The sequence below is a fragment of the Paenilisteria newyorkensis genome (assembly GCF_000766145.1).
Taxonomy (GTDB): Bacteria; Bacillota; Bacilli; order Lactobacillales; family Listeriaceae; genus Listeria_A; species Listeria_A newyorkensis.
Genome location: NZ_JNFB01000039.1, coordinates 156,002 through 179,470, shown reverse-complemented (window position 1 = coordinate 179,470; position 23,469 = coordinate 156,002). Strand labels below are relative to the sequence as shown.

Here is a 23,469-nt window from a genome sequence, read left to right as displayed (position 1 = left end):
TCTAACTCTCTTTAATATACCATGGAATTTCAAATAAATAAATATCGAAGCTCAAAGTAAGTATTCCGAATATATTCTGAATAGTATTTCTTTTCAAAGGATAAAAGGCTTGCAACTGTCGCCAAAGATTTGCATAATAGGTATATGCTTGGAAAAAAAGGAGCATAATTCTTAGTAGAGACGAGATGATTAGCGTGAAAGTTGGATTTATTGGTTACGGTAGTATGGCGGATTTATTGACGCGTCAGTTTTTAGCACACGCAGAAGTGGCACCTAAAGATTTGATTATTTATACGCGTTCGGAAAATGCGAAATTACAGGAAATTCATGATCTATTCCCGGAAATTACGATTGCGAAGACGAGCTTGGAAGTTTTTGAGCAGGCGGCGCATACCTTTGTTTGTGTGTTACCCCTTGGCGTATTGCCAGTTTTGCTGGAGAATAAAGCAGCTCTTTCTAATGAAAAACATGTGATTTCGATTGCAGCGGGTGTTTCTGTTGAGGATTTAAAACAAGTGACAACGAATGCGCAGTATAGTAAGCTAATCCCTTCTTTGACAACATCGGTCGGTATTGGAACGAGTTTAGTGAATCATGATATGGCCGTTTCTGCTGACAACCAAGCGTGGCTGAATAGTGCATTAGGAACGTTTAGTACAGTGCAAGAGGTTGCGGAAGAAAATATTGATTTGGCGAGCGATTTGACGAGCTCCTCTCCTGGATTTATCGCCGCTATCTTTGAGCAGTTCGTACAAGCGGCTGTTCGCAAGTCGAGTTTGACGGAGCCAGAAGTTTTCCAAATGATTAGTAATTCTTTAGCTGGGACTTCTAAATTGTTGGCGGAACAAGGCTATACGTTTGATTCATTGATTAAACGCGTGGCGACAAAAGGTGGAATTACAGCGGAAGGCGTTGCGTTAAGTGAAGACAAGCTACCTGCTTTTTTCGATGAATTACTACAGCGTACAGAAGCGAAATACGACGATCATCATGCCGAGATAAAAGAACAACTGAAAGAATTATTCTAAAACAATAAAGAGGCGCAGGACCATTTTCGTCCTGCGTCTTTTATTTTGGAAATTATTCTTCGTATTCTGGCATATCCCCAATGTTCACACGGCGTGGCTTACTGCCTTCATGCGGACCGACAACACCGCGTTGTTCCATCTCATCAATGATGCGGGCTGCGCGGTTATAGCCGATTCTGAATTTACGTTGTAGCATGGAGACTGACGCGGTTTGCATTTCGCGCACCAGTTCTACGGCTTCGTTATAGAGTTCGTCTTCTGCTTCTACTGCAACATCTGGAACTTCATCAGGAATCATATCTTCGTTATACTGCGCTTTTTGTTGGGCAACGACGAAAGATACGATATCCTCTACTTCTTGGTCTGACAAAAACGCGCCCTGAATCCGTACAGGCTTGCTAGCGCCGACAGGAAGGAATAGCATATCCCCGCGTCCAAGCAGTTTTTCCGCACCTCCCATGTCTAAAATCGTACGGGAGTCAATGGAACTTGATACGGCAAACGCGATTCGTGATGGAATGTTTGCTTTGATAACGCCGGTAATGACGTCAACAGATGGACGTTGTGTTGCGATGATTAAGTGAATACCTGCTGCACGCGCCATTTGTGCCAAACGTGTAATCGCATCTTCCACATCGTTGGACGCAACCATCATTAAGTCTGCCAACTCATCGACAATGACGACGATAAACGGTAATTCGGCTTGCTTGGCTTCGTTTTGCTCATTATGTTGACGGACATGTGCGTTGTAACCGGCCATGTTTCGTGTTCCTGTATGTGAAAATAAATCGTAACGCCGCTCCATTTCTGAAACTACTTTTTGGAGGGCTTGTGCGGCTTTTTTAGGATTGGTGACAACCGGCGCGAGCAAATGCGGAATGCCGTTGTACACATTTAATTCAACCATTTTTGGATCGATCATCATCATTTTCACTTCATGTGGCTTGGCGCGTAGTAATATGCTGGTAATGATGCCATTGATACATACTGATTTCCCGCTTCCTGTAGCGCCTGCAACGAGTAAATGGGGCATTTTATCGAGATTGGCTACAATGGCGTCTCCCGAAATATCGCGCCCTAAAGCAATCTGTAATTTCTCATCTGGGCGGTCGCTCGGGTTGTTTTCCAACACTTCACGCAATGCGACCATGGCTACTGTTTGATTCGCTACTTCGATACCGATGGCTGATTTACCTGGAATCGGTGCTTCGATTCGGATATCTTTTGCGGCGAGCGCGAGGGCAATATCATCGCTTAGTCCGACAATTTTGCTTACTTTCACGCCGACAGATGGCTGGACTTCATATTTTGTTACCGCGGGACCTAGATGCACCTGTGTTATTTTGGCTTTGACGCCAAAACTTTCGAACGTCGATTCCAGCTTCTGTGCGTTCGCTTTAATTTGGTCGTACTCTTCGCTTTGATCGGTCGGTTCTGCTGGTGTTAATAAATCGATTGGCGGTAATTGATAAATTTCATTTTCAAATGATTCTTGCTGAAAAGTAATTGGTGCTACCTCTTCGTCTGGTTTCAATTCCGCCGCTTTCTTCTCTACTTCTTGTTTTTTCTGGAAATTGGAGATGATCGGTGGTAATTTTGGCTCGACTTTTTCTTCTACAACGTCAAGAATTGGCTCTGCTTCTATGACCGGTTTTTGCTTTGGTTTAGGTTTCGTCACTTTTTTTGGTTTTGGTTTGCGATTTTTGCGGTCCTCAAAGAACTGATTTAGTTTGTCGAATACGCCGTGAAGGAAAGTTGCGATTTTTGTAAACGCGGTTTTTAGTGGGATGCCTGTTAGTAAAGATAAACCATATAATACCAAAATTGTGGCGATGATGTTCGTGCCAATGCGATCCACTAAAAAATATGTAATGGCTACAATCCCTGATCCGACAATTCCTCCGCCGACTTGGTCAATCTGACTCGGATGCCATATGTTCTGACTCAAAAGTTTCCACATCGAGCCAAATACGGTGGCTCCATCTGCGAGCACATGCGTGACGTACCACATCTCAAAAAATGTTAATAGGCCGATGAAAATAAGATAACAGCCGTTTAAACGTTTCGTGAACAGATTTGGGAACTTCCCTTTAAAAACAAAATAAATGCCTAAAATGGCTAATCCTGTGAGAAGAATGATAGCTAATTCACCGGCAATGAATTCGCCTAGCGCATAGACTAATCGGCCAATAAAGCCGAGCTGAAATAAGCCGATCATGCTAAGTCCAGCTAAAATAACGCCACTTATCTCAAAGGAGTAAGATTTTGCTGTTTGCTTCTTTTTTCGCGTCGCTTTTTTTGAGCGAGACGGTTTTTTCTTTGTTTGATTTGCCAAATTCCCCACCCTATCTTCTTTTTCGCTTTTCGTATTCTAGCATTATAGCATAGAACGAGAAGATATTCCTCCAACTTTAGTACGAAATACGAAAATATGTTCTTGTTTTTGCATGAAAAAGATGCTCCCAGATCGAGAACATCTACATTCGTTATAAGTGCGGCGTTTTCTTATTCATCATTTTTCCACCGCGAACTTCCGACATGTTGTTTCCGACCGCAAGAAAGGCGTTAGGATCAATGTCGTCCAATATAGAAATCAGCTTAGGTTCTTCAAAGCGAGAGATAATAACGAAAACTACTTTTTTTATGTCACCAGAATATCCACCAGACGCATCGATGTATGTTACGCCTTTGCCAAGCTGGTCAATGATTTCTGCACCAATTTTTTCGTAATGATGGCTGATAATAAAAGCACTTTTCGATTCGTCTAAACCGCTAATGACAATATCGATAACTTTATAGGCTAAAAAATACGTAATCAGGGAATACATTGCGCGATCCCAGTTGAAAACGAGCCCAGCTACTAGGAAAATCACAATATTGATGGCCATAATGATTTGTCCTGTCGAAAATGGTGTTTTGCCATTAATAATAATCGAGACAATTTCTGTGCCATCGAGCGCGCCGCCGTTTCGGATGACGATACCAACGCCAAGTCCGAGCGTAACACCGCCAAATACCGTTGCGAGCAATAAATCATCTGTCACAGGTTCTAAATCATGCAATACGAGTGTAACTGCTGACATAACTGCGATTCCATATAGTGTGAAAAGTGCAAAACTCTTGCCTATTTTACGATATCCGATAATGAAGAACGGGATATTTAGTATAAACATTAAAACTCCCAGTGGCGCCGGCGTTAATTGTGAAATAATGATGGAAATCCCTACAATCCCACCGTCGAGGATACGATTATTTACTAAAAATAGCTCTAGACCAACCCCCATTAAAATAGCGCCGAGTGTGATGAATAATATTTTGTAGATGAACCATTTTGTTTTATTCCGCTTTTTTGCGAACACATCTTGAACGACTGTTTCTTCTAATGTTGTTTCTCCTGACTGCAATACGAACCACTCCCATACTCTCAAGTTCTCTTTTTTACTACTATAAATTATATCATACAATGCTGGTGGGTTAAATAATTATTTCATATTTTGAACTATTTTCATGTCGAATTATCCCGTTAGTCCTTGCACAATTAGCCATAAATATAGTATCATAGACAATGCGCAAACAAGGAAATTCACTTTTCCAATAAAAAATTAATTAAGGGTGGTTAGAACATGAGCAGCTATCAAGTGTTGTTATATTACAAATACACAACGATTGATAATCCTGAACAATTCGCAGCCGAACATCTCGCTATGTGCAAGGAAATCGGTCTTAAAGGACGGATTTTAGTGGCAGAGGAAGGCATTAATGGCACGGTTTCAGGAACTATAGAGGAAACGGAGAAATATATCGAAGTCATGCATGCAGATGCACGCTTTGCTGATATGGTATTCAAAATTGACGCGGCAGACAAACACGCATTCCAAAAAATGCACGTACGTCCGCGCCCAGAAATTGTTTCCCTTTCCCTCGAGAATGACGTCAATCCTTTAGAAATTACAGGGAATTATATGGAGCCAGAAGAGTTCCGTGAAGCCCTGAAAGATGAAAATACAGTGATTTTAGATGCTCGAAACGACTATGAATTTGACCTTGGTCACTTCCGTGGTGCGATTCGTCCAGATATTGAAACATTCCGCGACCTGCCAGAATGGGTGGAGGAAAACCGGGAGATGTTTGAAGATAAGAAAGTAGTAACCTATTGTACGGGTGGGATCCGCTGTGAGAAATTCTCTGGTTGGTTGAAAACAGCTGGTTTCGAGGATGTTTCGCAATTACACGGTGGTATCGCGACATACGGTAAAGACGAGACAGTAAAAGGCGATCTTTGGGACGGTATGATGTACGTATTCGATGAGCGTATTGCTGTGCCGATTAATCGTGTGGATCATACGATTGTTGGTAAGGATTACTTTGATGGTACCCCTTGCGAACGTTATATCAACTGTGCGAATCCATATTGTAACAAGCAAATTCTCGCGTCTGAAGAGAACGAGGAGAAATATTTACGCAGTTGTTCGCATGCATGTCGGACGCATCCTGCCAATCTATATGTGAAAAAACATGCGCTTAGTCCAGAAGATTTGGAAGCGCGTCTAGCGGGACTTGAAACACCGATGACTGCTAAATAATTGAAAAGAGGAGTTGTTACCATTGTTGGTAGCGACTCCTCTTCTTTATGAGCTTGGGAGATAACCCAGATAAATCGGCGACAAGCGCTCGATTAGTGTCAAGCAAAACTTTTCGTCTTACCCCCAAAAAAATGGGTGAGGCGATTTCACTTTATATTGAGTTTTGTACCAGCCCCTTCTTTATGTGCGGTTAGCAAGATGATCGATATGGACGTGTCTTAGCGTCGCAAAATCGTGCAGTTCGCCTTGAATAAGCAATGATTTCCGTGTTAGTTCTGATACGGATTTGGCTCCTAGTAGTGTCATGACGCTTTTCAGTTCGCTTTTCCATGCCAGCAACATATGGATGGTTTGCTCCACATCTGTTTTTTTCAATTGATGTAATACAGCGCCAGCAACGCCTACCGATTTAGCTCCAAGCGCAAGGCATTTCACAATATCGAGTGGTGTTTTAATACCGCCAGATGCCAGAATTTCGACGGAACTATTTTGACAATCGAGTAGTGATTCAGCGGTTGTAAACCCCCAATCCTCCAGGAACTGATAAGCTTCGTCTCGCCTGCGATCGGTTTCGATTTTTGCGAAATTAGTTCCTCCTTTGCCGCCGATATCAATGGTCTTTGCGCCGGTATCTTGCAGTTGCTCCATCAGTTCTCGACTCATTCCAAAGCCGACTTCTTTCACGATGACAGGGAATTCTTGGATGGCAACGATTTTTTCAATCGCGCGTAACCAATTTGAAAAATCACGATCGCCCTCTCGCATCACCAATTCCTGCGCGACATTGATATGTAGTTGCAAAGCGTTCGCGCCAAGCATATCAACGGCTTTGCGGGCATTATCCACCGAACTATCCGCGCTCAAATTTGCAAAAATGGGACCATCTGGATTTTCTGTTCGGACAATGCTATATGTACTGATGAGATCGACGTCATGAAGCGCCGCTGATTGCGAACCGACCGCCATCGCTAAACCAGTCTCACGCGCAATAATTGCCAGTTTTTGATTGAGTTGCTTCGTTCGGGCACTCCCACCGGTCATCGCATTAATGTAAAACGGCGCATCAAATGTCTGTTCCGCGAAATGAGTCTGTAGCGACACGTCTTCTTTATGAAAATTAGGCAGGCTTTGCGGTGCGAATCGAATATCCTGAAACGCGGTCGCATCAGCATTATACTGACCATAAGCAAGCGTGATATGCTCATCTTTACGCCGTGACCGCTGTTGCTCCTCCATTTTTGTATCCTCCTTCCATCAAAAAAACACCTAAAATTCAGGCGTCCTTTGACAAATTTAGTTTCTCTTCCAAAGAAAAATAGGTTGCCAGTTCGTCTGGTGTTGGTTCATATACGCGTTCATCGGCGAACAAAATGAGTCCGTGAAACGTCTGAATATCATCGTCACATTCCTCGCAATATTGTGTCTCATCCTCCGACCACGTTGCTAGTAAAACATTTTTTTTAACTGCTTTATTCGGGTAATTCGCCATCAGTTCTTGAGCTAGCGCCTGGTATTGAAGCATCGCATCGTTTTTCTCTGTATACACAAACGATGATTCGATATCCTTTTGCCAGTCTTCGAAAAACCACCAAGGCTCGTATTCCCCTTTTGTCACAATGACTTGAAATTTCGTCATCTTCCAACACCTTACTTTCATTCACTTCATAATATGTAAAACCATTATAGCACAAGGCATGTGAAACTCACCGTAACTTGCTTTTGGCTAGGTTATTTTTTGAAAAACGCGCGAAAAAAAGGTACACTAGGGGTACTAATAAAAAAGGATAGGTGATTAGACTTATGGCTCGAAAAACCGTCATTATGCGCGTAACTGGAATGGTTCAAGGCGTTGGCTTCCGCTATACGACAAAGCATTTGGCTTACAAGATGAACATCAGCGGGATCGTCAAAAATTTACAAGATGGCTCCGTTGAAATCCAAGCGATTGCCGAAGAGGATGATTTAGAAAAATTCATAGAGGCGGTCAAAAAAGGCCCGTCTCCAGCTGCGCGAATTGGGGAAGTGTATATTTATAAGGACGCTCCTGTCGAAGAACGTAAGACTTTTGATATTGAATACTGATAAAGCTTGTTTTTCCGCTTGATTTCACTTATAGTTAAGGCTGTACTTATTTCAAATTGGAAGGAGTGACTGCGTGTGTTTGAAACTTTAATCCAGATGGTGCTTGGCCCAGAGTACATCTCGTTATATGTGACCTTTTTCATGACGATGGCTGTGTTTCGATATTGGCCGGTTTTAGCGATGGTGAAGCCTACGATGGTATTGCATACGAAACATCTGTGCATCACGCCACTTCCTGTGATTCATTGGAAGCCTGCTGAAACGCACCGAGCTAGCTTTATTATCGTGTGGCTCGTCCAAGCAATCACGCGTTTTTCAAATACAGACGATGAATATTCTTTGTCTTTTTCCTAATACGATATACAAAATGAACATAACTTTTAGGAGGAAATGAGACATTGAAAAAGAAAAATATATTATTACTTATCATGATTGCAGCGTTATTTTTTGCGTTGGCGGGTTGTAGCATGGACCCTTCTCAAAATACGGATGGTTTTTTCTACGTGTATCTGATTAAGCCGTTTACGACCGTGATTGAATGGATTGCTTCGTTATTTGGTGGGAATTACGGCATTGCAATTATCGTGACGACATTGGCGATTCGTGCCTTGATTATGCCACTGAACTTGCGTACTGCTAAGGCACAGATGGGCATGCAGTCCAAAATGGCGGTTGCCAAACCGGAAATCGACGAAATCCAAGCACGACTAAAAAGAGCAACAACCAAGGAAGAACAGCAAAAAATTCAGCAAGAAATGGCGGCTGTCTATTCCAAATATAATATCAATCCGCTGCAAATGGGTTGTTTACCACTTCTGATTCAAATGCCGATTTTGATGGCGTTCTATTATGCGATTCGTGGTTCTTCGGATATCGCGCATCACGAATTTCTCTGGTTTAGCTTAGGTAGCCCAGATATGATTATGGCCATTATTGCTGGCGCCGTCTATTTATTACAATATTTTATCTCTCTCATCGGCTACACACCGGAGCAGAAAAAACAAATGAAGATTATGGGGCTCATTTCGCCAGTCATGATTCTCTTCGTCTCTCTCTCCGCTCCAGCAGCCCTTGCGCTATACTGGGCGGTCGGCGGACTTTTCCTAGCAGGCCAAACACTCCTAACGAAAAAACTATACATGAAAAAACATCCAGAAGTGGAAATGATGGAAAAAGAAGAAAAAGAAATCGAGCAATTAGAACACGAGCAAAACAAAAAATAATACGAAAAGGCGTTTCCACTACTCTTTCCTAAGAGTTTTGGAAACGTCTTTTTTTGCTATTCTGCTTTGTCCTCATTTTGTTCGATTAGAGGGAGTGCAATGGTGATGGTTGTACCAACATTATCCTCACTCTCAGCATGAATGGAGCCAAGATAGCCACTGACCAGTTCTTTCGCAATCGCAAGTCCTAGACCGTTGCCGCCAACTTCACGACTACGCGCTTTATCCACACGGTAGAAACGGTTGAAAATCTTATCAATTTCATCTGCTGAAATGCCGACGCCGTAATCTTTAATAGAGACTTTAATTTTATCTGCCTCTTTATAGACGTGCATATCGACTTGTTTGCCGTCACCAGAGTATTTCACCGCATTATCAGCAATAATAATCAAAATCTGTTCTAAGTGATTGTGCTGAATCAGGGCGTGAAGGTTCTTATCATCTTCGGCCAAAGTAAATGTGAAATCTTCGTACATGACTTCAAAATTACGTCTTACTTGCTCGACAACATCATTGACGCAAACAAGCTGTAGTTCTTTTGTTTGTGAAATTTGCTCTGCTCGCGATAGGTCAAGCATTTCCTGCACGAGTTTCTTCATACGTTCCAGCTCGGTTAACGAAGCATTGAGCGACTCGTCTAGCACTTCCGGATCATCTTTACCCCAGCGATTCAGTAGTTTTAAATGACCTTCCATGATTTGTACTGGCGTTCGTAATTCATGCGAGGCGTCTTCCACAAACTGTTTCTGTTGCTCAAAGCTGCGTTCGATTTGTACCATCATATCATTGAATACGATAGTCAACTCACCAATTTCATCTTTTGTGATGACGGTTGGCTCGATGCGTTTCTGGAAGCCGTTATTGCGAATATCGTTCATTGTTTTTGCCATTTTTGTTAGCGGGTTTAAGAAATTTTGTGCGAGTAGATAGCCGAGCATACCACTAATAAACAAGGCTACGGCGCCAAGTAAGAACATCGTTGCGAGTAATTTACCCATCATGCTGTTGTAAGATGTCATTGGATTCACAACTTGGATGTATCCGATAATACTGGAGTTATCGATTTTATTGATTATTGGAATTTGATACATGACCATTTGTTGCCCTTGCACGGTCGGCTTAGACAGCGCTGGAGTTGGTTGTTTCACCAGGTAGCTACTATAATCATTTTTTGCGTAGGCTTTATTATTATTCTGCCCCGCGGTGTACTGTTCAATCAGATTCCCATCTTTGTCGTAAAAAACAAGCACTTGGTCCTCCAAGCGTGATCGCAATTCTATATTATCCTTTACGATGGGGCCGATTTTTTCACTCGTAATGTTTTCGGATGCACCAGTTAAGTCGGCCGTATAAATCGCGTCAGATGCCGCATAGGCCGCTGATTTCACGGTGTCATCCTTCTCGTCTAGAAGCATGCTGCCGATACCTTGATAAATGGCAAAAGAGAATAAGAAAAACGTTAAAAATATAGCAGCACTTGCGCCAAATGTCCATTTAAATTTCAGTGATCGGCTTTTTAAAGAAAATGTGTTTGGTGTGGTCATGTACGCATCACATACCCCGTGCCACGCACTGTTTGGATGTAACTATCGTCATCATTTTTATTATCGATTTTGTTACGTAAATATCGCACGTACACATCCACGACATTCGTCTCGACTTCGGTTTCATAGCCCCATACTTTGTTTAAAAGTACTTCACGCGTCAACACGATGTTTATGTTCTCCATCAAGGTCAACAATAATTCGTATTCGCGCTTCGTCAAATCGATAATATCTTCACCACGCTTCACGATGCGGCTTTCTTTCTCGACAACGATGTCACGGTATTCCAGTGTGGTTTGCTTCGTCTCATTCTCGCTCGTTTCAATGCGACGTAATAAAGCACGAAGCCGCGCCAACAATTCCTCAATAGCAAACGGTTTTACGATATAATCATCCGCGCCATGATCCAGGCCAGAAACGCGGTCAATAACAGAATCACGCGCGGTAATCATAATAATCGGTGTTTCTTTAACTTGACGAACGCGTCTACAAACCTCCACACCATTCAGTTGTGGCAGCATTAAATCAAGTAGGATCGCATCCCATTCTTCCGTGATTGCAAGCTCTAAGCCAGCTCGACCATCATTGGCAACCGCAGTCTCGTAACCTTCATGTTGTAACTCCAGTTCTATGAAGCGAGCTAAATTCTTTTCATCTTCTACAATAAGTATTCTATTCATCAACTATCCCCACCTTCAAAAACCAGATATCTTCCTATTACCATTGTAACTAAAATCGCGGTAAAAACAACTAATAACGGTCTGTATGGGCAATTTCTATGTATAAATTCATAAAATAGCGTGTTTTCACATCGCTTTGTTATAAAAGAAGAAAAGAATGGTGACTTATCTCCAGGGGTGGAGGTAAGTCACCATTCTTTTGGGAGAGCGTCGTGTTTGGGCGACTCCTCCAGATCCGACTTCAACGGCCAGACCCTCGAAATTTTCGTGGCCTCCGCAAAAACCAAAAGATGGTTTTCACTGCGCCCCCTATGTTGTGGCTCTTATGAGGCATTGCTTGCCGATTTAGAGCCTCAATACGAGTGCGAACAGAGTGAGTATTCGCTCCTTGCACTTGGTCTATACTAAACGGGCTCTTTCAGCTTTTCGTTTTATTCATCAATCTCCGGCCATTCTGTATGGAACGTCCCTGCTTTATCTACGCGTTCGTATGTGTGTGCGCCGAAGTAGTCGCGTTGGGCTTGGATTAGGTTGGCGGATAGTACTTCTGAGCGGTAGCTATCGTAATAACTAATTGCTGCCGTGAATGTTGGTACTGGAATTCCTGCTTTCACAGATTCAGCTACTACTTCACGCAATGCGTCTTGGTAGTTATGCGCAATATCCTTGAAATATGGATCTAACAACAAGTTATTTAAATTCTTATCGTTATTGTACGCGTCTGTGATTTTTTGTAGGAAACGAGCGCGGATAATACAACCTGCGCGGAAAATTTTCGCGATTTCGCCGTATTGTAGATCCCATTCGTATTCGTCTGACGCGGCTTTCATTTGTGCAAAGCCTTGTGCGTAGGACGCGATTTTACTGAAATATAGTGCGCGGCGTACAGATTCTACGAAGGCTTTTTTGTCTCCGTTGAATGAGTAGTTGCTTGGACCGCTTAAAACGGTACTTGCATGTACGCGCTCTTCTTTTAACGCAGAAATGTAACGTGCGAATACGGATTCTGTGATAAGAGAAAGCGGTACACCAAGGTCTAGAGCGCTTTGACTTGTCCATTTACCCGTTCCTTTTTGCCCTGCTTTATCAAGAATAACATCAACAATCGGCTTACCTGTCTCAGGGTCTTTTGTCTTCACGATGTTTTTTGTGATTTGGATTAAGTAACTATCGAGTTCGCCGTCATTCCATTCTGTGAACACGTCAGCAAGCTCGTCATTCGTTAAGCCACCGATTTGTTTTAGAATCGTGTAAGCTTCTGCGATAAGTTGCATGTCGCCGTACTCAATGCCGTTATGCACCATTTTCACATAGTGTCCAGCGCCATCAGGACCGATGTAAGTCACACAAGGTTCGCCGTCCGCTACAGCCGCAATCTCTTGCAAAATTGGAGCGACTAAATCATAGGCTTTGCGTTGACCACCAGGCATAATAGAAGGTCCTTTTAACGCGCCTTCTTCCCCACCAGAAACACCAGTTCCGATAAAATTAAAACCTTCTTCGCTTAGCGTTTTGTTGCGGCGAATCGTATCTTTAAAGAACGTATTCCCACCATCAATCAAAATATCGCCTTGGCTTAGGAAAGGTTTGACTGCATCAATCATCATATCCGTTGCCGCACCTGCTTGTACCATTAATAGAATACGACGAGGCACTTCGATGGAGTTCACAAACTCCTCTAAGTTATACGTAGGAACCAATTTTTTGTCGCTATGTTCTTCTGCGACTGCTTTCGTTTTTTCGCTAGAGCGGTTAAAAATCGAGACACTGTAACCACGACTTTCGATATTTAAGGCCAAGTTGCGACCCATTACGCCCATTCCGATAACGCCAATTTCTTGTTTTGCCATTTTTCACATTCGTCCCTTCTCATTCGAGTCATTCGTTATAATGAATGCTGCCATTTTCTCAACACTAATAACTATATCAAAACTTTGGCGCTACGGCAACGAAACAAACCCGAATTTAGCGAATTTATTGTCAGTTTGCCGTCGTTTTTATAATTTCCAGAACGAGTTTGGTGAGTTTTTCAAGTTCTGCAACCGCGATTCGTTCGCTTGTCGTATGCGGATTTTCAAAGCCTGCCGCCAGAACTAGAAACGGTATACCACGATCGTTGAAAACATTTGCATCCGTGCCTCCTTCGAGCTGAAGCGATTTTTTAGGAATACGGAGTGTTTGCATGGCCTTTGAAGCGATTTCGCAGACATGGCTCGTTTCTGGAAGGCTGAAATGGTGGTAGCTCATATGCGTCACATCTTGCACATCGGCCTTATATGTAACGCCTGTTTCAATGAATATTTGCTTAATTTGCTCGACAAACGGCAAACAATTTTCAAGTGGGAAATCCGCAGAGAACTCCGACAGAATCGTCACTTTTTCGTTCCCGTTTTCTAAAACCTCCCCACCGAAATGATACACTTGCCACGTAATCCCAGTATCTAGCGTGAAGTTTTGGCGAATTTTCTTCATCGCATCACGAGCAATTTGGATGGCTGATTTTTCGTGAGGAACACCGACTTCGATCCAAAAATCTAGTTGCAGATGTGTTTTGCTGGTCCGAATCATTCCACCGACTGCGCCTGGAGCGTCTAGACAATAGCCATATGCGGCGTCAACGAGATCGAGATCGAATAGTTTCGCGCCAGTCAGGCCTTCTTCTTCCTTCGTTGTAAAAATAAATTCGACTTGTCCGTGCGGCTCGTCACTTTGAGCAAGTGTTTCTGCGACGGCAAGCATGGCGGCGACTCCCGTCTTATCATCAGCGCCTAGAATAGCACGGTTTGCTGTTTCGACATATCCGTTTGTGATAATGACTTCTGGTAGAACAGACGATGTGGCGGTATCTAAGTGCGCAGAAAATGCGATGACTGGGACTTGTTCCATGGCTTTATTCGTTGCTGGAAATGTTGCGACAAGGCCTGATTGCTGTTTGCTAAGTTTCACGGGCATGCCGAGCTCCTTAAAGAAGGTTTGGATGTAGGTCATAATTTCCTGTTCTTGACCGGAATGGGACGGAATCGCTACCAACTCTAGAAAAAGGTCTTGTACGTTATTTTGTGTCATTTTATTCACCTCCGTCTGGCTTCTTGAAAAATATTAACTAATTCCTACTAATTTCACTTGAAATTCTCACAAAAAGTAAGTATGATAGAGATATCGAGATTTTATTTGGAAGGAGCCGTCTCATTTTATGTCTAACAAAAAAGTTGCTAAAGTTATCGTTATTTTGATGCTTGTTGCGATTGTAGCCTCTTCTGTTTTAACAGGGGTATTGATGTTCCTATAATTGGTGATTGAATATGCGATTTTTAGAGACCACATGATTATGTGGTTTTTTTGTTTTATGCGCAGATATTCGTTTGATGGATTGATTGTTCGCTTTCTGGCCTTCGCTTATATTGGGGCTGTAATTCACTTTGTTCATAACAACCGGGAAGGATTAACTGTTCGCTTTGCTCTCACTTATATTGGGGTTGTAATTCACTTCGTTCATAACAACCCCAACAAAAAAGAGCGATAGCGTATTTAAACGTACCACTCAAGACATCTAGGGAGTTTAGGGGTATGGATCTAGATGTATTATTTTTATACCCGCTGATTTTTTTGTTAAACATTGGGTATTTCAAATTGGTTTACCCCTATTTTCTCCTATTTATTTTCAGTAGATCGGTGTGTTTTCTTTGGTGATTGTTTCGATATTTTCTTTCACTTTGCTTAGGAATCTGCCTGCTACGAGACCGTCTAAGATACGGTGGTCGATGGATAGGCAGAGATTTACCATGTTTCGAATGGCAATCATGTCGTCAATGACAACTGGGCGCTTCACGATGGATTCGACTTGCAGAATCGCTGCTTGTGGGTGATTAATAATACCCATCGATTGTACGGAACCGAATGAGCCTGTGCTGTTAACTGTGAATGTGCCGCCTGACATATCGTCTTGTGTTAGTTTTCCAGCGCGTGCTTTGGCTGCTAATTCCGTGATTTCGCGAGCGATGCCTTTAATCGATTTCTCGTCTGCATGCTTGATGACTGGTACGAAAAGGTGATTGTCGGTCGCTACGGCGATGGAAATGTTGATATCTGCGCGTTCGATGATTTTATCACCAGCCCATGTGCTATTTAAAATGGGATACTCTTTCAGCGCTTGTGCAACGGCTTTAACGAAAAACGCGAAATAAGTGAGAGAATACCCTTCTTCGGCTTTAAATTTGTTTTTTAGGGCATCACGGTGGCGCACGAGGCCTGTTGCGTCTGCTTCTACCATCATCCAAGCGTGTGGAATTTCATGTTTGCTGGATACCATGTGTTTGGCAATCGCTTTTCGAATACCGTCCACCGGGATTTCTCGATCACCGACTTGGCTTGTTGGCATTGGTGCGCTTGGCTGCTGTTGTGGTGCCGTTTTCGGTGCTGCTGCTTGTGGTTTCGGAGCTACCGGAGCGCCGTTTTCAACATAAGCAAGAACATCTTTGCGTGTAATCCGACCATCACGGCCCGTTCCACTAACATTACCCAAATCGATGCCGTGTTCTGCTGCCAGCGTTAAGACTGCTGGTGAGAATCGACCGGTTGCAGGACTTTGTTTAGCAGGAGCTTTGTTTGGTGCGCTCGCAGGTGCTGGTTCTGTTTTTTTGGCCACCTCTTCTGCCGGCGCTTCTTCAGACTCGGAGCCGCCTTCTGTTTCTATCATACAAATAACGGCGCCTACATCAAGCGTCTCGTCTTCTGCTGCAATCAATTCTTTGATGGTTCCAGTGAAGGAAGACGGGATTTCGGCGGTTACTTTATCGGTCAATACTTCCGCTAAGGCATCGTATTTATTTACGTGGTCACCAGGTGCGACTAGCCACTGACTAATCGTACCTTCTGTTACGCTTTCACCAAGTTGCGGCATTGTAATTTTTTCAAGTGCCATTCTTTTTTCACTCCTTTAAAATTCCGCTAAATCACGCATCGCTTTTTCTACTTTGTCGGGGTTGATCATGAAATATTTCTCCATCGTTGGTGCAAAAGGCATCGCTGGTGTATCTGGTCCAGCTAGGCGCTTGATTGGCGCGTCAAGATCGAACAAGCAGTGCTCCGCGATGGTGGCAGCAACTTCGCCGATAATGCTTCCTTCTTTATTGTCCTCCGTAACAAGGAGAACTTTCCCCGTTTTCTTGGCAGCCTCGATAATTGCTTCTTTATCTAATGGATAAATCGTTCTTAAATCTAAAATTTCCGTTTCAATACCGTCGCCCGCTAATTTTTCAGCAGCTTGTTGGGCAAAATGAACGGCTAAACCGTATGTGATAACCGTTAAATCATCGCCTTCGCGGACCACATTGGCTTTGCCGATTGGCACGGTATAATCCGTATCCGGCACTTCGCCTTTAATAAGACGGTACGCGCGTTTATGCTCTAAAAATAGAACAGGATCATTATCGCGAATCGCGGCTTTTAAAAGGCCCTTCGCATCGTATGGACTCGATGGCATCACGATTTTCAAACCTGGTTGCCCGGAGAAAACTTTCTCGATCGATTGAGAATGGTAAAGCGCTCCATGTACGCCACCACCATAAGGCGCGCGAAAAACAATCGGACAGCTCCAATCATTGTTGGAACGGTAACGAATGCGTGATGCTTCCGAGATAATCTGGTTCACGGCAGGCATGATAAAATCAGCAAATTGCATTTCAGCAACGGGACGCATGCCGTACATCGCAGCACCAATCCCAACGCCAGCAATCGCAGACTCGGCGAGCGGCGTATCTAGCACGCGATCTTCACCAAATTGGTCAAAAAGTCCAGCAGTCGCTTTAAAAACGCCGCCCTTTTTCCCGACATCTTCTCCTAAAATAAATACGTTCTCATCGCGCTCCATCTCTTCACGAAGCGCAGCCGTTATGGCATCAATATATGAAATGACAGGCATTTTTATTCCTCCTAATTCGAAAGGGTCGAAACAATCGCCCTAACGTAAATAAATCGCTTATTGTTCTTCGTAAACGTGTAATAGCGCGGATTCTGGGTCGGCATAACTTGCATTTTCTGCATAGTCTGTCGCCTCATTGACCTGCGTCATCACTTCTTTTTCGAAGGCTTCTTTTTTGGCGTCATCCAGCAAGCCGAGTTCTTCCAATTCTTTCGTATAAATAGCGAGTGGATCGCGTTCTTTCGCTTTATTTACCTCTTCCAACGTACGGTAACTTCTATCGTCATCGTCTGAGGAATGTGGTGTGAAGCGGTATGTCATGGTTTCAATCAATGTTGGGCCTTCTCCGCGACGAGCACGGTCTGTGGCCTCTTTGAATGCTAAGTAAACTTCTGTCATGTTATTACCGTCGACGCGAACGCCTGGGATGCCATAACCTAATGCACGATCGGATAGTTTTTCAGCCGCGTATTGTTTTTCAACTGGCACAGAAATCGCGTATTGATTGTTATGGATAACGAAGACAACAGGTAATTTATGCACACTGGCAAAATTGATACCTTCGTGGAAATCGCCTTGATTGGATGATCCTTCGCCGGTTGATGTGTAAGCTACGATTGGATCTTTCTTCATTTTAGCAGCAAGTCCGATTCCAGCTGCGTGCGGGAATTGGGTCGTTACCGGTGAACTTTGCGTGACAATACGATTTGACTTTTGACCGAAATGGGCTGGCATTTGACGTCCGCCAGAGTTCGGATCTTCTGCTTTTGCAAACGCACTGAGCATAATGTCGCGCGCGGTCATGCCGAATGATAGAACGACAGCTAAGTCGCGGTAGTACGGCAAGCAGTAATCTTTTTCTAAATCAAACGCAAAAGCAGCGCCGATTTGTGCGATTTCTTGTCCTTGTCCTGATATCGTGAACGGTATTTTTCCTGAGCGATTGAGTAGCCATAAACGCTCGTCGATACGTCGTGTTAATAGTAGTTTTTGGTACATTTCCAATAAGGTTTCATCTGATAAACCTGTTTCTCTTAATCCCATTGCCAAATTTCCTCCTTATTTGTTATCCATGAATAGCAAGGCCGTCAACTGCTAGAGCGGCTTCGCCAAATGCTTCTGCAAGTGTTGGGTGCGGATGAATCGTGCTACCAATTTCAAATGGTGTCGCATCTAACACGTGTGCTAGAGCTGCTTCTGAAATCATGTCTGTCACGTGTGGTCCAATCATAAAGACACCGAGCAAATCATTTGTTTTCTTGTCAGCTACGACTTTGATAAAACCGTCTGATTCGCCGTAGACAAGCGCTTTACCGATGCCACGGAAGAAGAACTTCCCGGTTTTCACTTCAAAACCTTGTTCTTTCGCCTGTTCTTCAGTGATGCCGACGCTTGCAATTTCTGGTGAGGTATACGTACAACGCGGTACATGGTTGTAATTAATCGCGGGTTGTGGGTTGCCACTGATATCTTCTGCAGCAATAATGCCCTCTTCCATCGCGACATGCGCTAGTTGCATACCACCGATGCAATCGCCAACCGCATAAATATGACTTTCCTTCGTTTGGAAATTGCTCGCGACTTGAATCACACCTTTGTCGACAATAATATCTGTGTTTTCTAAGCCGATATTTTCGACGCTCGCGCTTCTGCCAACCGAAACGAACATTTTTGAAGCTGTAAACGTTTGTTCTTGCCCTTTGACAACGGCTTTTATTTCGACGCCATCTGCTGTTTTTTTGTACGTGTCTGCTTGAACTTCCGCGCTAGTCACGATATTTATTTTCTTCTTTTTGTATAGGCGATGTAATTCTTTGGAGATATCCTTGTCTTCTGTTGGTAAAATGCGATCGCTGTATTCGATGACGGTCACTTCTACGCCGAAATCGTGTAGCATCGACGCCCATTCCATGCCAATCACGCCGCCACCAACGATGATGATAGATTCTGGCAGAGTTTCCATTTGCAAAGCGCCATCAGAGGATAGGACGAATTCTTCATCGAACGGCAAACCTTTCAGCGCGCGCGGCTTAGAACCAGTTGCGATAATTAGATTTTTCGGAATGAGCATTTCGTTTTCGCTTCCATCTGCAAATTCAACCGAAATCGTGCCGGCAGTTGGTGAGAAAATCGATGGACCAAGAATCGTTCCCTTACCTTCGTACAAATCAATCTTCCCTTTTTTGAAAAGCTGCTGAATCCCGCTTTCCAATTGGTCGACGATGCCTTGTTTGCGTTCCTGTGCTTTGATAAAACTAAATGTTGGTTCAGGAGTTTCAATGCCAAATTCAGCGGCTTTTCTAACGGTTTGTAGCACTTCCGCCGAACGTAGTAGCGCTTTACTTGGGATACAACCGCGATGTAAACATGTGCCACCGAGTCTGTCTTTTTCGACAACCGCTACAGTCAATCCTTTTTGCGAGGCACGAATCGCAGCAACATAGCCACCCGTTCCACCGCCTAATACTACTACATCATACTCTTTTGCCATTTCTATTCCTCCCCTAGGTAAACTTTCGCTTCTTCTATTCCTTCTAAAATTCGCTGTGCTCCTTCGTTAAGCGCGGCCATCTCATCTTCACCCGGCTCGGTCATAATCGGCGCTATCCAGTGAATATATTGGCTAATTTCTTTCACAAATGCAGCACTTCTCGCTAAACCGCCCGTCAAAATAATCGCGTCCATTTCTCCTTTTAAAACCGCTGCATTGGCGCCAATTTCTTTTGCCACTTGATAAGCCATCGCTTCAAAAAGGCCAAGCGCTTCTTTATCGCCATTCTGTATTTGTCGCTCGATATCGCGTAAATCATTCGTCCCTTTGTAGGAAACGAGACCGCCACGACCGACAATTTCGTTATGTAAAGCTGTCTTTGTCATTTCGCCTGAAAAAGCCCAATCAAGAAAACGACCCATCGGAAGGGAACCAGAACGCTCTGGACTCATTGGTCCATCGCCATCTAACGCATTATTGACATCGATTACGCGTCCCAATTTATGAGCGCCAACAGAGATGCCACCACCAAGATGCGCAACGATAAAATTGGATTCGGCATAGGCTTTATCCAGCTTAATCGCTACATTTCGAGCTACTGCTTTCTGATTTAACGCATGAAAAATACTTTGCCGCTCCATATGTGCATTTCCAGAAATCCGCGCGACAGGTTCTAACTCGTCAACAACAACAGGATCTACAATGTAAGCAGGGATACCGTAATCGTCCGCGATTTTTCGAGCCAAAAGTCCGCCTAAATTGGAAGCATGTTGACCGGAAACTCCAATTTCTAAGTCCCGCTGCATAGCCTCGTTTACATCATAGGTGCCACCAGCGATTGGTCGCAGTAAACCGCCACGTCCGACAACAGCAGCCAGTTGCGTGAGGTCCGTCGTTGCCATCGCGTCTTTCACGAGTTGATAACGAAATTCGAATTGCGCCATCACATTTTCAAACGCAGCAATCGTCTCTCTTGGATGCGCTATTTCTTCCGCCAAAATAACAGTATCGCCTTGAAATAAAGCAACCTTTGTCGAAGTTGATCCTGGATTAATTGCTAAAACCAGAAATGCCATGTATTTTTACCCCCATGTGAATTGATTTATCCTTCTCCGACCTATTGTAACATGCGCCCATCACAAACTTAAAAAGCTTTGCACCCCAACACTTGAAATCGTTTTATTCAAAGTTTTGTATCATTTTCCGATCATTCCAACAGTTAGTATTAATGACGCAAGTTTGTTATCAACAGAATCGCTTCTAGAGGCAATGATCACAGGGACTTTCACACCGGCAATAATCCCGCCAACTCTAGCTCCTGCAAAGTAAACCAAGGATTTATACAGGATATTTCCAGCTTCAATCGAAGGAACAATCAAAATATCGGCATCACCAGCAACATCGCTTACAATATTTTTATGCAGCGCGGCCGTTTTGGAAATCGCATTATCAAACGCAAGCGGTCCTTCTACAGATGCATCACGATCAGGAAATGCTTTGAAATATGCCGCAACTTGAGCCGCTTGAACCGAAGAATGCATTTTAGGATTCTCTTTTTCTACAGCACTCAAAATCGCCACTTTTGGTTTTTCAATGCCGAGTTTGCGAGCTACTTCAATCGCATTAAGGGTAATTTGAATCTGTTCTTCCTCATTTGGCGCAATGTTCATCGCTACATCAGAGACAATTAATGGCTTATCGTAGGCGGGAATTTCAAAAACAGAAACGTGAGATAGTAAATCTTTATCGCGCAATCCATATTCACGCTTCAGCACCGTTTTTAAGATAAGCCCAGTGGGGAGATTTCCTTTCATCAGGACGTCTGCTTCTTTGTTGACGACAGCTTCGGCCGCTTTTTCAGCCGCTTCTTGCTCTGAATGGGTTGCGGTGACCCGTACATTTGGCGATTGCAACGGTATAGATTCCGCACGCCCAAATAATAAAAAGTTCGCAATGCCAAGGTCTAGCGCTTGTTCTACTACTTCTAAAATAACAGGATCATCCGCCCCAGCAATAGCGATGGTCACGTTCGCATCCGGTTTTACAGGATCAAATATTGATTTTTTTGTCATAAAAAGCCTCCTAATTTGCGATTTTCACAGAAAAAAACCTACATCTCAAATTAGTAGTTGTTTTTATGACCAGGTAATAAAAATTACTACCTCATCATTGTAAGCAAATTTCTTTTGAGATGCAAGCTATTTAATTCATTTTTAGATTACGATTGTTTTTGCGATTTGATTTTCATCGCTTGTGTGAGCATTTCATTGGCGTGTTGTTTCGTCACATCCGTCACTTCAATTCCCGCAATCATGCGACTAATTTCCTCGATTTTTTCATCGCCAGAAAGCGGCGTCACAGAAGTCATCGTCCGGTTTTCTGTCGTTGCTTTAGAAATGTAGAAATGATGATCTGCCATCGCCGCAACTTGTGGTAAATGCGAAATACAGAGCACTTGTGACCCAATTGCTACAGCGTAAATCTTCTCGGCAATCGCTTGCGCCACGCGTCCACTAACACCTGTGTCGACCTCATCGAAAATAATCGACGTAATACCTTGATGCCGCGAAAAAATGGTTTTAAGAGCCAACATCATACGTGAAAGTTCCCCACCAGATGCGACTTTAGAAAGGGCTTTTAGCGGTTCACCTGGGTTTGTACTCATATAAAATGCGACTTTGTCAACACCGTTTTCTGTAAATTCATTGGTGTGAGTGGCAAAGTTGACTTGGAAAATTGCTTTTTCCATGTACAGTTGATTAAGCTCGTTTTTGATCTGTTTTCCGAGTTGTGTCGCTGCTTTTTGACGAATCGCGGTTAATTCAGTAGCCAGTTCGCTTAAACGTTCTTTCGCTTTTTCCAAGTCTTGCTCGAGTTGACCAAGATGGGTTTCGCGATCCGATAGTTCTAGAATTTCCTGATCGATTTCCTCGTTATATTGAATAATTGCTTCTACCGTTTTGCCATATTTTCGTTTCAATTGACTCAATTCGTTAAGCCGCGTCTCAATGGTATCCAGTTCGTCGGGTTGAAATTCCAGCTTATCGAGTTCTTGCCGAATTTGCATCGCACTGTCTTCTAATAAATAAAAACTCGATGCCACGGATTCACTGAGCGCCTTGTATTCCGGTAAAATATCGCTTGCTGACGCCACATGACGCATCGCCTCTGAAATGAATTCGAGACCGCGTTCTTCCCCTTGAAGCGCCGTATAGGCATTTTGCAAGCTTTCGTTGATTTTCTCGAAATTGGCAAGCACGTGCTTTTGCTCGACTAAGCCTTCTTCTTCCCCTAGTCGCAGGTTCGCACTCGTAATTTCATCTTGTTGAAAACGAAGCATGTCTAAGCGTTGCGCGAGTTCTTGTTCATTTTTTGTCCAGTTGCGCCATTTCATCTTCATTTCTGTGTATGCCACATATTCCGTCTGATAACTGGCCAAAGTCGGCTCGATATCCTTCCAAGCAAAACGGTCTAGCAGTTGCAAATGAAATTCATCATTCATCAATTCCTGATGCTCATGTTGGCTATGAATATCGATCAGCCGCGACCCAATTTCGCGCAAAACAACCGTTGTCGCTAGTTTCCCATTAATTCGGCACGTATTTTTTCCACTCTGAAAAAGGGTCCGTTCCAGGACAACCATACCGTCACTCGCATCGATACCGTTACTTTCTAGCGCTTCTATGCATCCCTTATTTTGCGGATTAATCGTAAACAAGCCTTGAATTTCCAGCTTTTCTTCGCCATGTCTAATAAAATCAACAGAACCCCTGCCACCAACAAGAAGACCAAGCGCATCAATAATAATCGATTTTCCAGCGCCGGTCTCCCCTGTTAGAACAGTCATACCTTCTTGAAAAGATAAATTTAAAGATTCGATGATAGCAAAATTTCTAATCGTTAGTTCTTGTAACAAAT

At 43.4% G+C, this 23,469-nt stretch carries 21 protein-coding genes; 6 read left to right on the top strand and 15 right to left on the bottom strand.

Annotation, left to right across the window (positions count from 1 at the left end; genetic code table 11):
* The first annotated feature begins 185 nt into the window (after positions 1-185).
* Entirely contained in the window at positions 186-1,028 is an 843-nt protein-coding gene (gene proG, locus EP58_RS12915; protein WP_036094017.1) for a pyrroline-5-carboxylate reductase ProG, read from the top strand.
* A gap of 52 nt (positions 1,029-1,080) precedes the next feature.
* Here the strand turns inward: proG and EP58_RS12910 are convergent, their stop codons facing one another.
* On the bottom strand, positions 1,081-3,363 hold the full coding sequence (locus EP58_RS12910) for a DNA translocase FtsK (RefSeq protein ID WP_036094016.1): 2,283 nt from the start codon (positions 3,361-3,363) through the stop codon (positions 1,081-1,083).
* Positions 3,364-3,514: 151 nt separating this feature from the next.
* The gene (locus EP58_RS12905; RefSeq protein ID WP_373862711.1) at positions 3,515-4,387 is read right to left on the bottom strand and encodes a YitT family protein; all 873 of its coding nucleotides are present in this window, start codon (positions 4,385-4,387) and stop codon (positions 3,515-3,517) included.
* Positions 4,388-4,651: 264 nt separating this feature from the next.
* On the opposite strand from EP58_RS12905, the gene trhO reads away from it, so the two are divergent.
* Entirely contained in the window at positions 4,652-5,611 is a 960-nt protein-coding gene (gene trhO, locus EP58_RS12900) for an oxygen-dependent tRNA uridine(34) hydroxylase TrhO (RefSeq protein ID WP_036094013.1), read from the top strand.
* A 180-nt stretch (positions 5,612-5,791) separates the two neighbouring features.
* Here trhO and fni read toward each other — a convergent pair whose 3' ends face one another.
* Together fni and EP58_RS12890 are read right to left on the bottom strand one after the other, a co-directional pair.
* Entirely contained in the window at positions 5,792-6,847 is a 1,056-nt protein-coding gene (gene fni, locus EP58_RS12895; RefSeq protein ID WP_036094011.1) for a type 2 isopentenyl-diphosphate Delta-isomerase, read from the bottom strand.
* 37 nt (positions 6,848-6,884) lie between these two features.
* Positions 6,885-7,247: a DUF1033 family protein gene (locus EP58_RS12890; RefSeq protein WP_036094010.1), complete on the bottom strand. Its 363-nt coding sequence runs from the start codon at positions 7,245-7,247 to the stop codon at positions 6,885-6,887.
* A gap of 164 nt (positions 7,248-7,411) precedes the next feature.
* Here EP58_RS12890 and EP58_RS12885 point away from each other — a divergent pair, with 164 nt between their 5' ends.
* The 3 genes from EP58_RS12885 (at position 7,412) to yidC (ending at position 8,916) form a co-directional block, all read left to right on the top strand.
* Positions 7,412-7,693: an acylphosphatase gene (locus EP58_RS12885; protein WP_036094009.1), complete on the top strand. Its 282-nt coding sequence runs from the start codon at positions 7,412-7,414 to the stop codon at positions 7,691-7,693.
* Between the two features lie 75 nt (positions 7,694-7,768).
* On the top strand, positions 7,769-8,047 hold the full coding sequence (locus EP58_RS12880; protein WP_036094008.1) for a hypothetical protein: 279 nt from the start codon (positions 7,769-7,771) through the stop codon (positions 8,045-8,047).
* A gap of 44 nt (positions 8,048-8,091) precedes the next feature.
* Positions 8,092-8,916, top strand: coding sequence for a membrane protein insertase YidC (gene yidC, locus EP58_RS12875; protein ID WP_036094006.1), 825 nt, complete (start codon positions 8,092-8,094; stop codon positions 8,914-8,916).
* Positions 8,917-8,972: 56 nt separating this feature from the next.
* On the opposite strand, the gene EP58_RS12870 is transcribed toward yidC, so the two are convergent.
* The 4 genes from EP58_RS12870 to EP58_RS12855 all read right to left on the bottom strand — a co-directional run bounded on the left by EP58_RS12870 (position 8,973) and on the right by EP58_RS12855 (position 14,206).
* A complete protein-coding gene (locus EP58_RS12870) occupies positions 8,973-10,460 on the bottom strand; it encodes a HAMP domain-containing sensor histidine kinase (protein ID WP_036094002.1) in 1,488 nt (495 codons plus the stop codon).
* Complete coding sequence (locus EP58_RS12865; protein ID WP_036094001.1) at positions 10,457-11,140, bottom strand: response regulator transcription factor; 684 nt, start codon at positions 11,138-11,140, stop codon at positions 10,457-10,459. Before EP58_RS12865 ends, EP58_RS12870 begins: the two co-directional genes overlap by 4 nt.
* Positions 11,141-11,571: 431 nt before the next feature.
* On the bottom strand, positions 11,572-12,990 hold the full coding sequence (gene gndA / locus EP58_RS12860; protein ID WP_036094000.1) for an NADP-dependent phosphogluconate dehydrogenase: 1,419 nt from the start codon (positions 12,988-12,990) through the stop codon (positions 11,572-11,574).
* A 130-nt stretch (positions 12,991-13,120) separates the two neighbouring features.
* Positions 13,121-14,206 (bottom strand): M20/M25/M40 family metallo-hydrolase, encoded by a 1,086-nt coding sequence (locus EP58_RS12855; protein ID WP_036093999.1) that lies wholly within the window; start codon positions 14,204-14,206, stop codon positions 13,121-13,123.
* 127 nt (positions 14,207-14,333) lie between these two features.
* On the opposite strand from EP58_RS12855, the gene prli42 reads away from it, so the two are divergent.
* The gene (gene prli42 / locus EP58_RS17265) at positions 14,334-14,429 is read left to right on the top strand and encodes a stressosome-associated protein Prli42 (protein ID WP_077913806.1); all 96 of its coding nucleotides are present in this window, start codon (positions 14,334-14,336) and stop codon (positions 14,427-14,429) included.
* 372 nt (positions 14,430-14,801) lie between these two features.
* On the opposite strand, the gene EP58_RS12850 is transcribed toward prli42, so the two are convergent.
* The 7 genes from EP58_RS12850 to recN form a co-directional block, all read right to left on the bottom strand.
* On the bottom strand, positions 14,802-16,061 hold the full coding sequence (locus tag EP58_RS12850) for a dihydrolipoamide acetyltransferase family protein (protein ID WP_036093998.1): 1,260 nt from the start codon (positions 16,059-16,061) through the stop codon (positions 14,802-14,804).
* 15 nt (positions 16,062-16,076) lie between these two features.
* Positions 16,077-17,060, bottom strand: coding sequence for an alpha-ketoacid dehydrogenase subunit beta (locus EP58_RS12845; RefSeq protein ID WP_036093997.1), 984 nt, complete (start codon positions 17,058-17,060; stop codon positions 16,077-16,079).
* A 57-nt stretch (positions 17,061-17,117) separates the two neighbouring features.
* Positions 17,118-18,104, bottom strand: coding sequence for a thiamine pyrophosphate-dependent dehydrogenase E1 component subunit alpha (locus EP58_RS12840; protein ID WP_036093995.1), 987 nt, complete (start codon positions 18,102-18,104; stop codon positions 17,118-17,120).
* Positions 18,105-18,126: 22 nt separating this feature from the next.
* A complete protein-coding gene (lpdA, locus tag EP58_RS12835; protein WP_036093993.1) occupies positions 18,127-19,551 on the bottom strand; it encodes a dihydrolipoyl dehydrogenase in 1,425 nt (474 codons plus the stop codon).
* A 2-nt stretch (positions 19,552-19,553) separates the two neighbouring features.
* Positions 19,554-20,627, bottom strand: coding sequence for a butyrate kinase (gene buk, locus EP58_RS12830; RefSeq protein WP_036093991.1), 1,074 nt, complete (start codon positions 20,625-20,627; stop codon positions 19,554-19,556).
* A gap of 120 nt (positions 20,628-20,747) precedes the next feature.
* Positions 20,748-21,623, bottom strand: a complete 876-nt coding sequence (locus EP58_RS12825) for a phosphate acyltransferase (RefSeq protein ID WP_036093990.1) — start codon at positions 21,621-21,623, stop codon at positions 20,748-20,750.
* A 146-nt stretch (positions 21,624-21,769) separates the two neighbouring features.
* Positions 21,770-23,467 (bottom strand): DNA repair protein RecN, encoded by a 1,698-nt coding sequence (recN, locus tag EP58_RS12820; RefSeq protein ID WP_036093989.1) that lies wholly within the window; start codon positions 23,465-23,467, stop codon positions 21,770-21,772.
* Positions 23,468-23,469: the final 2 nt, after the last annotated feature.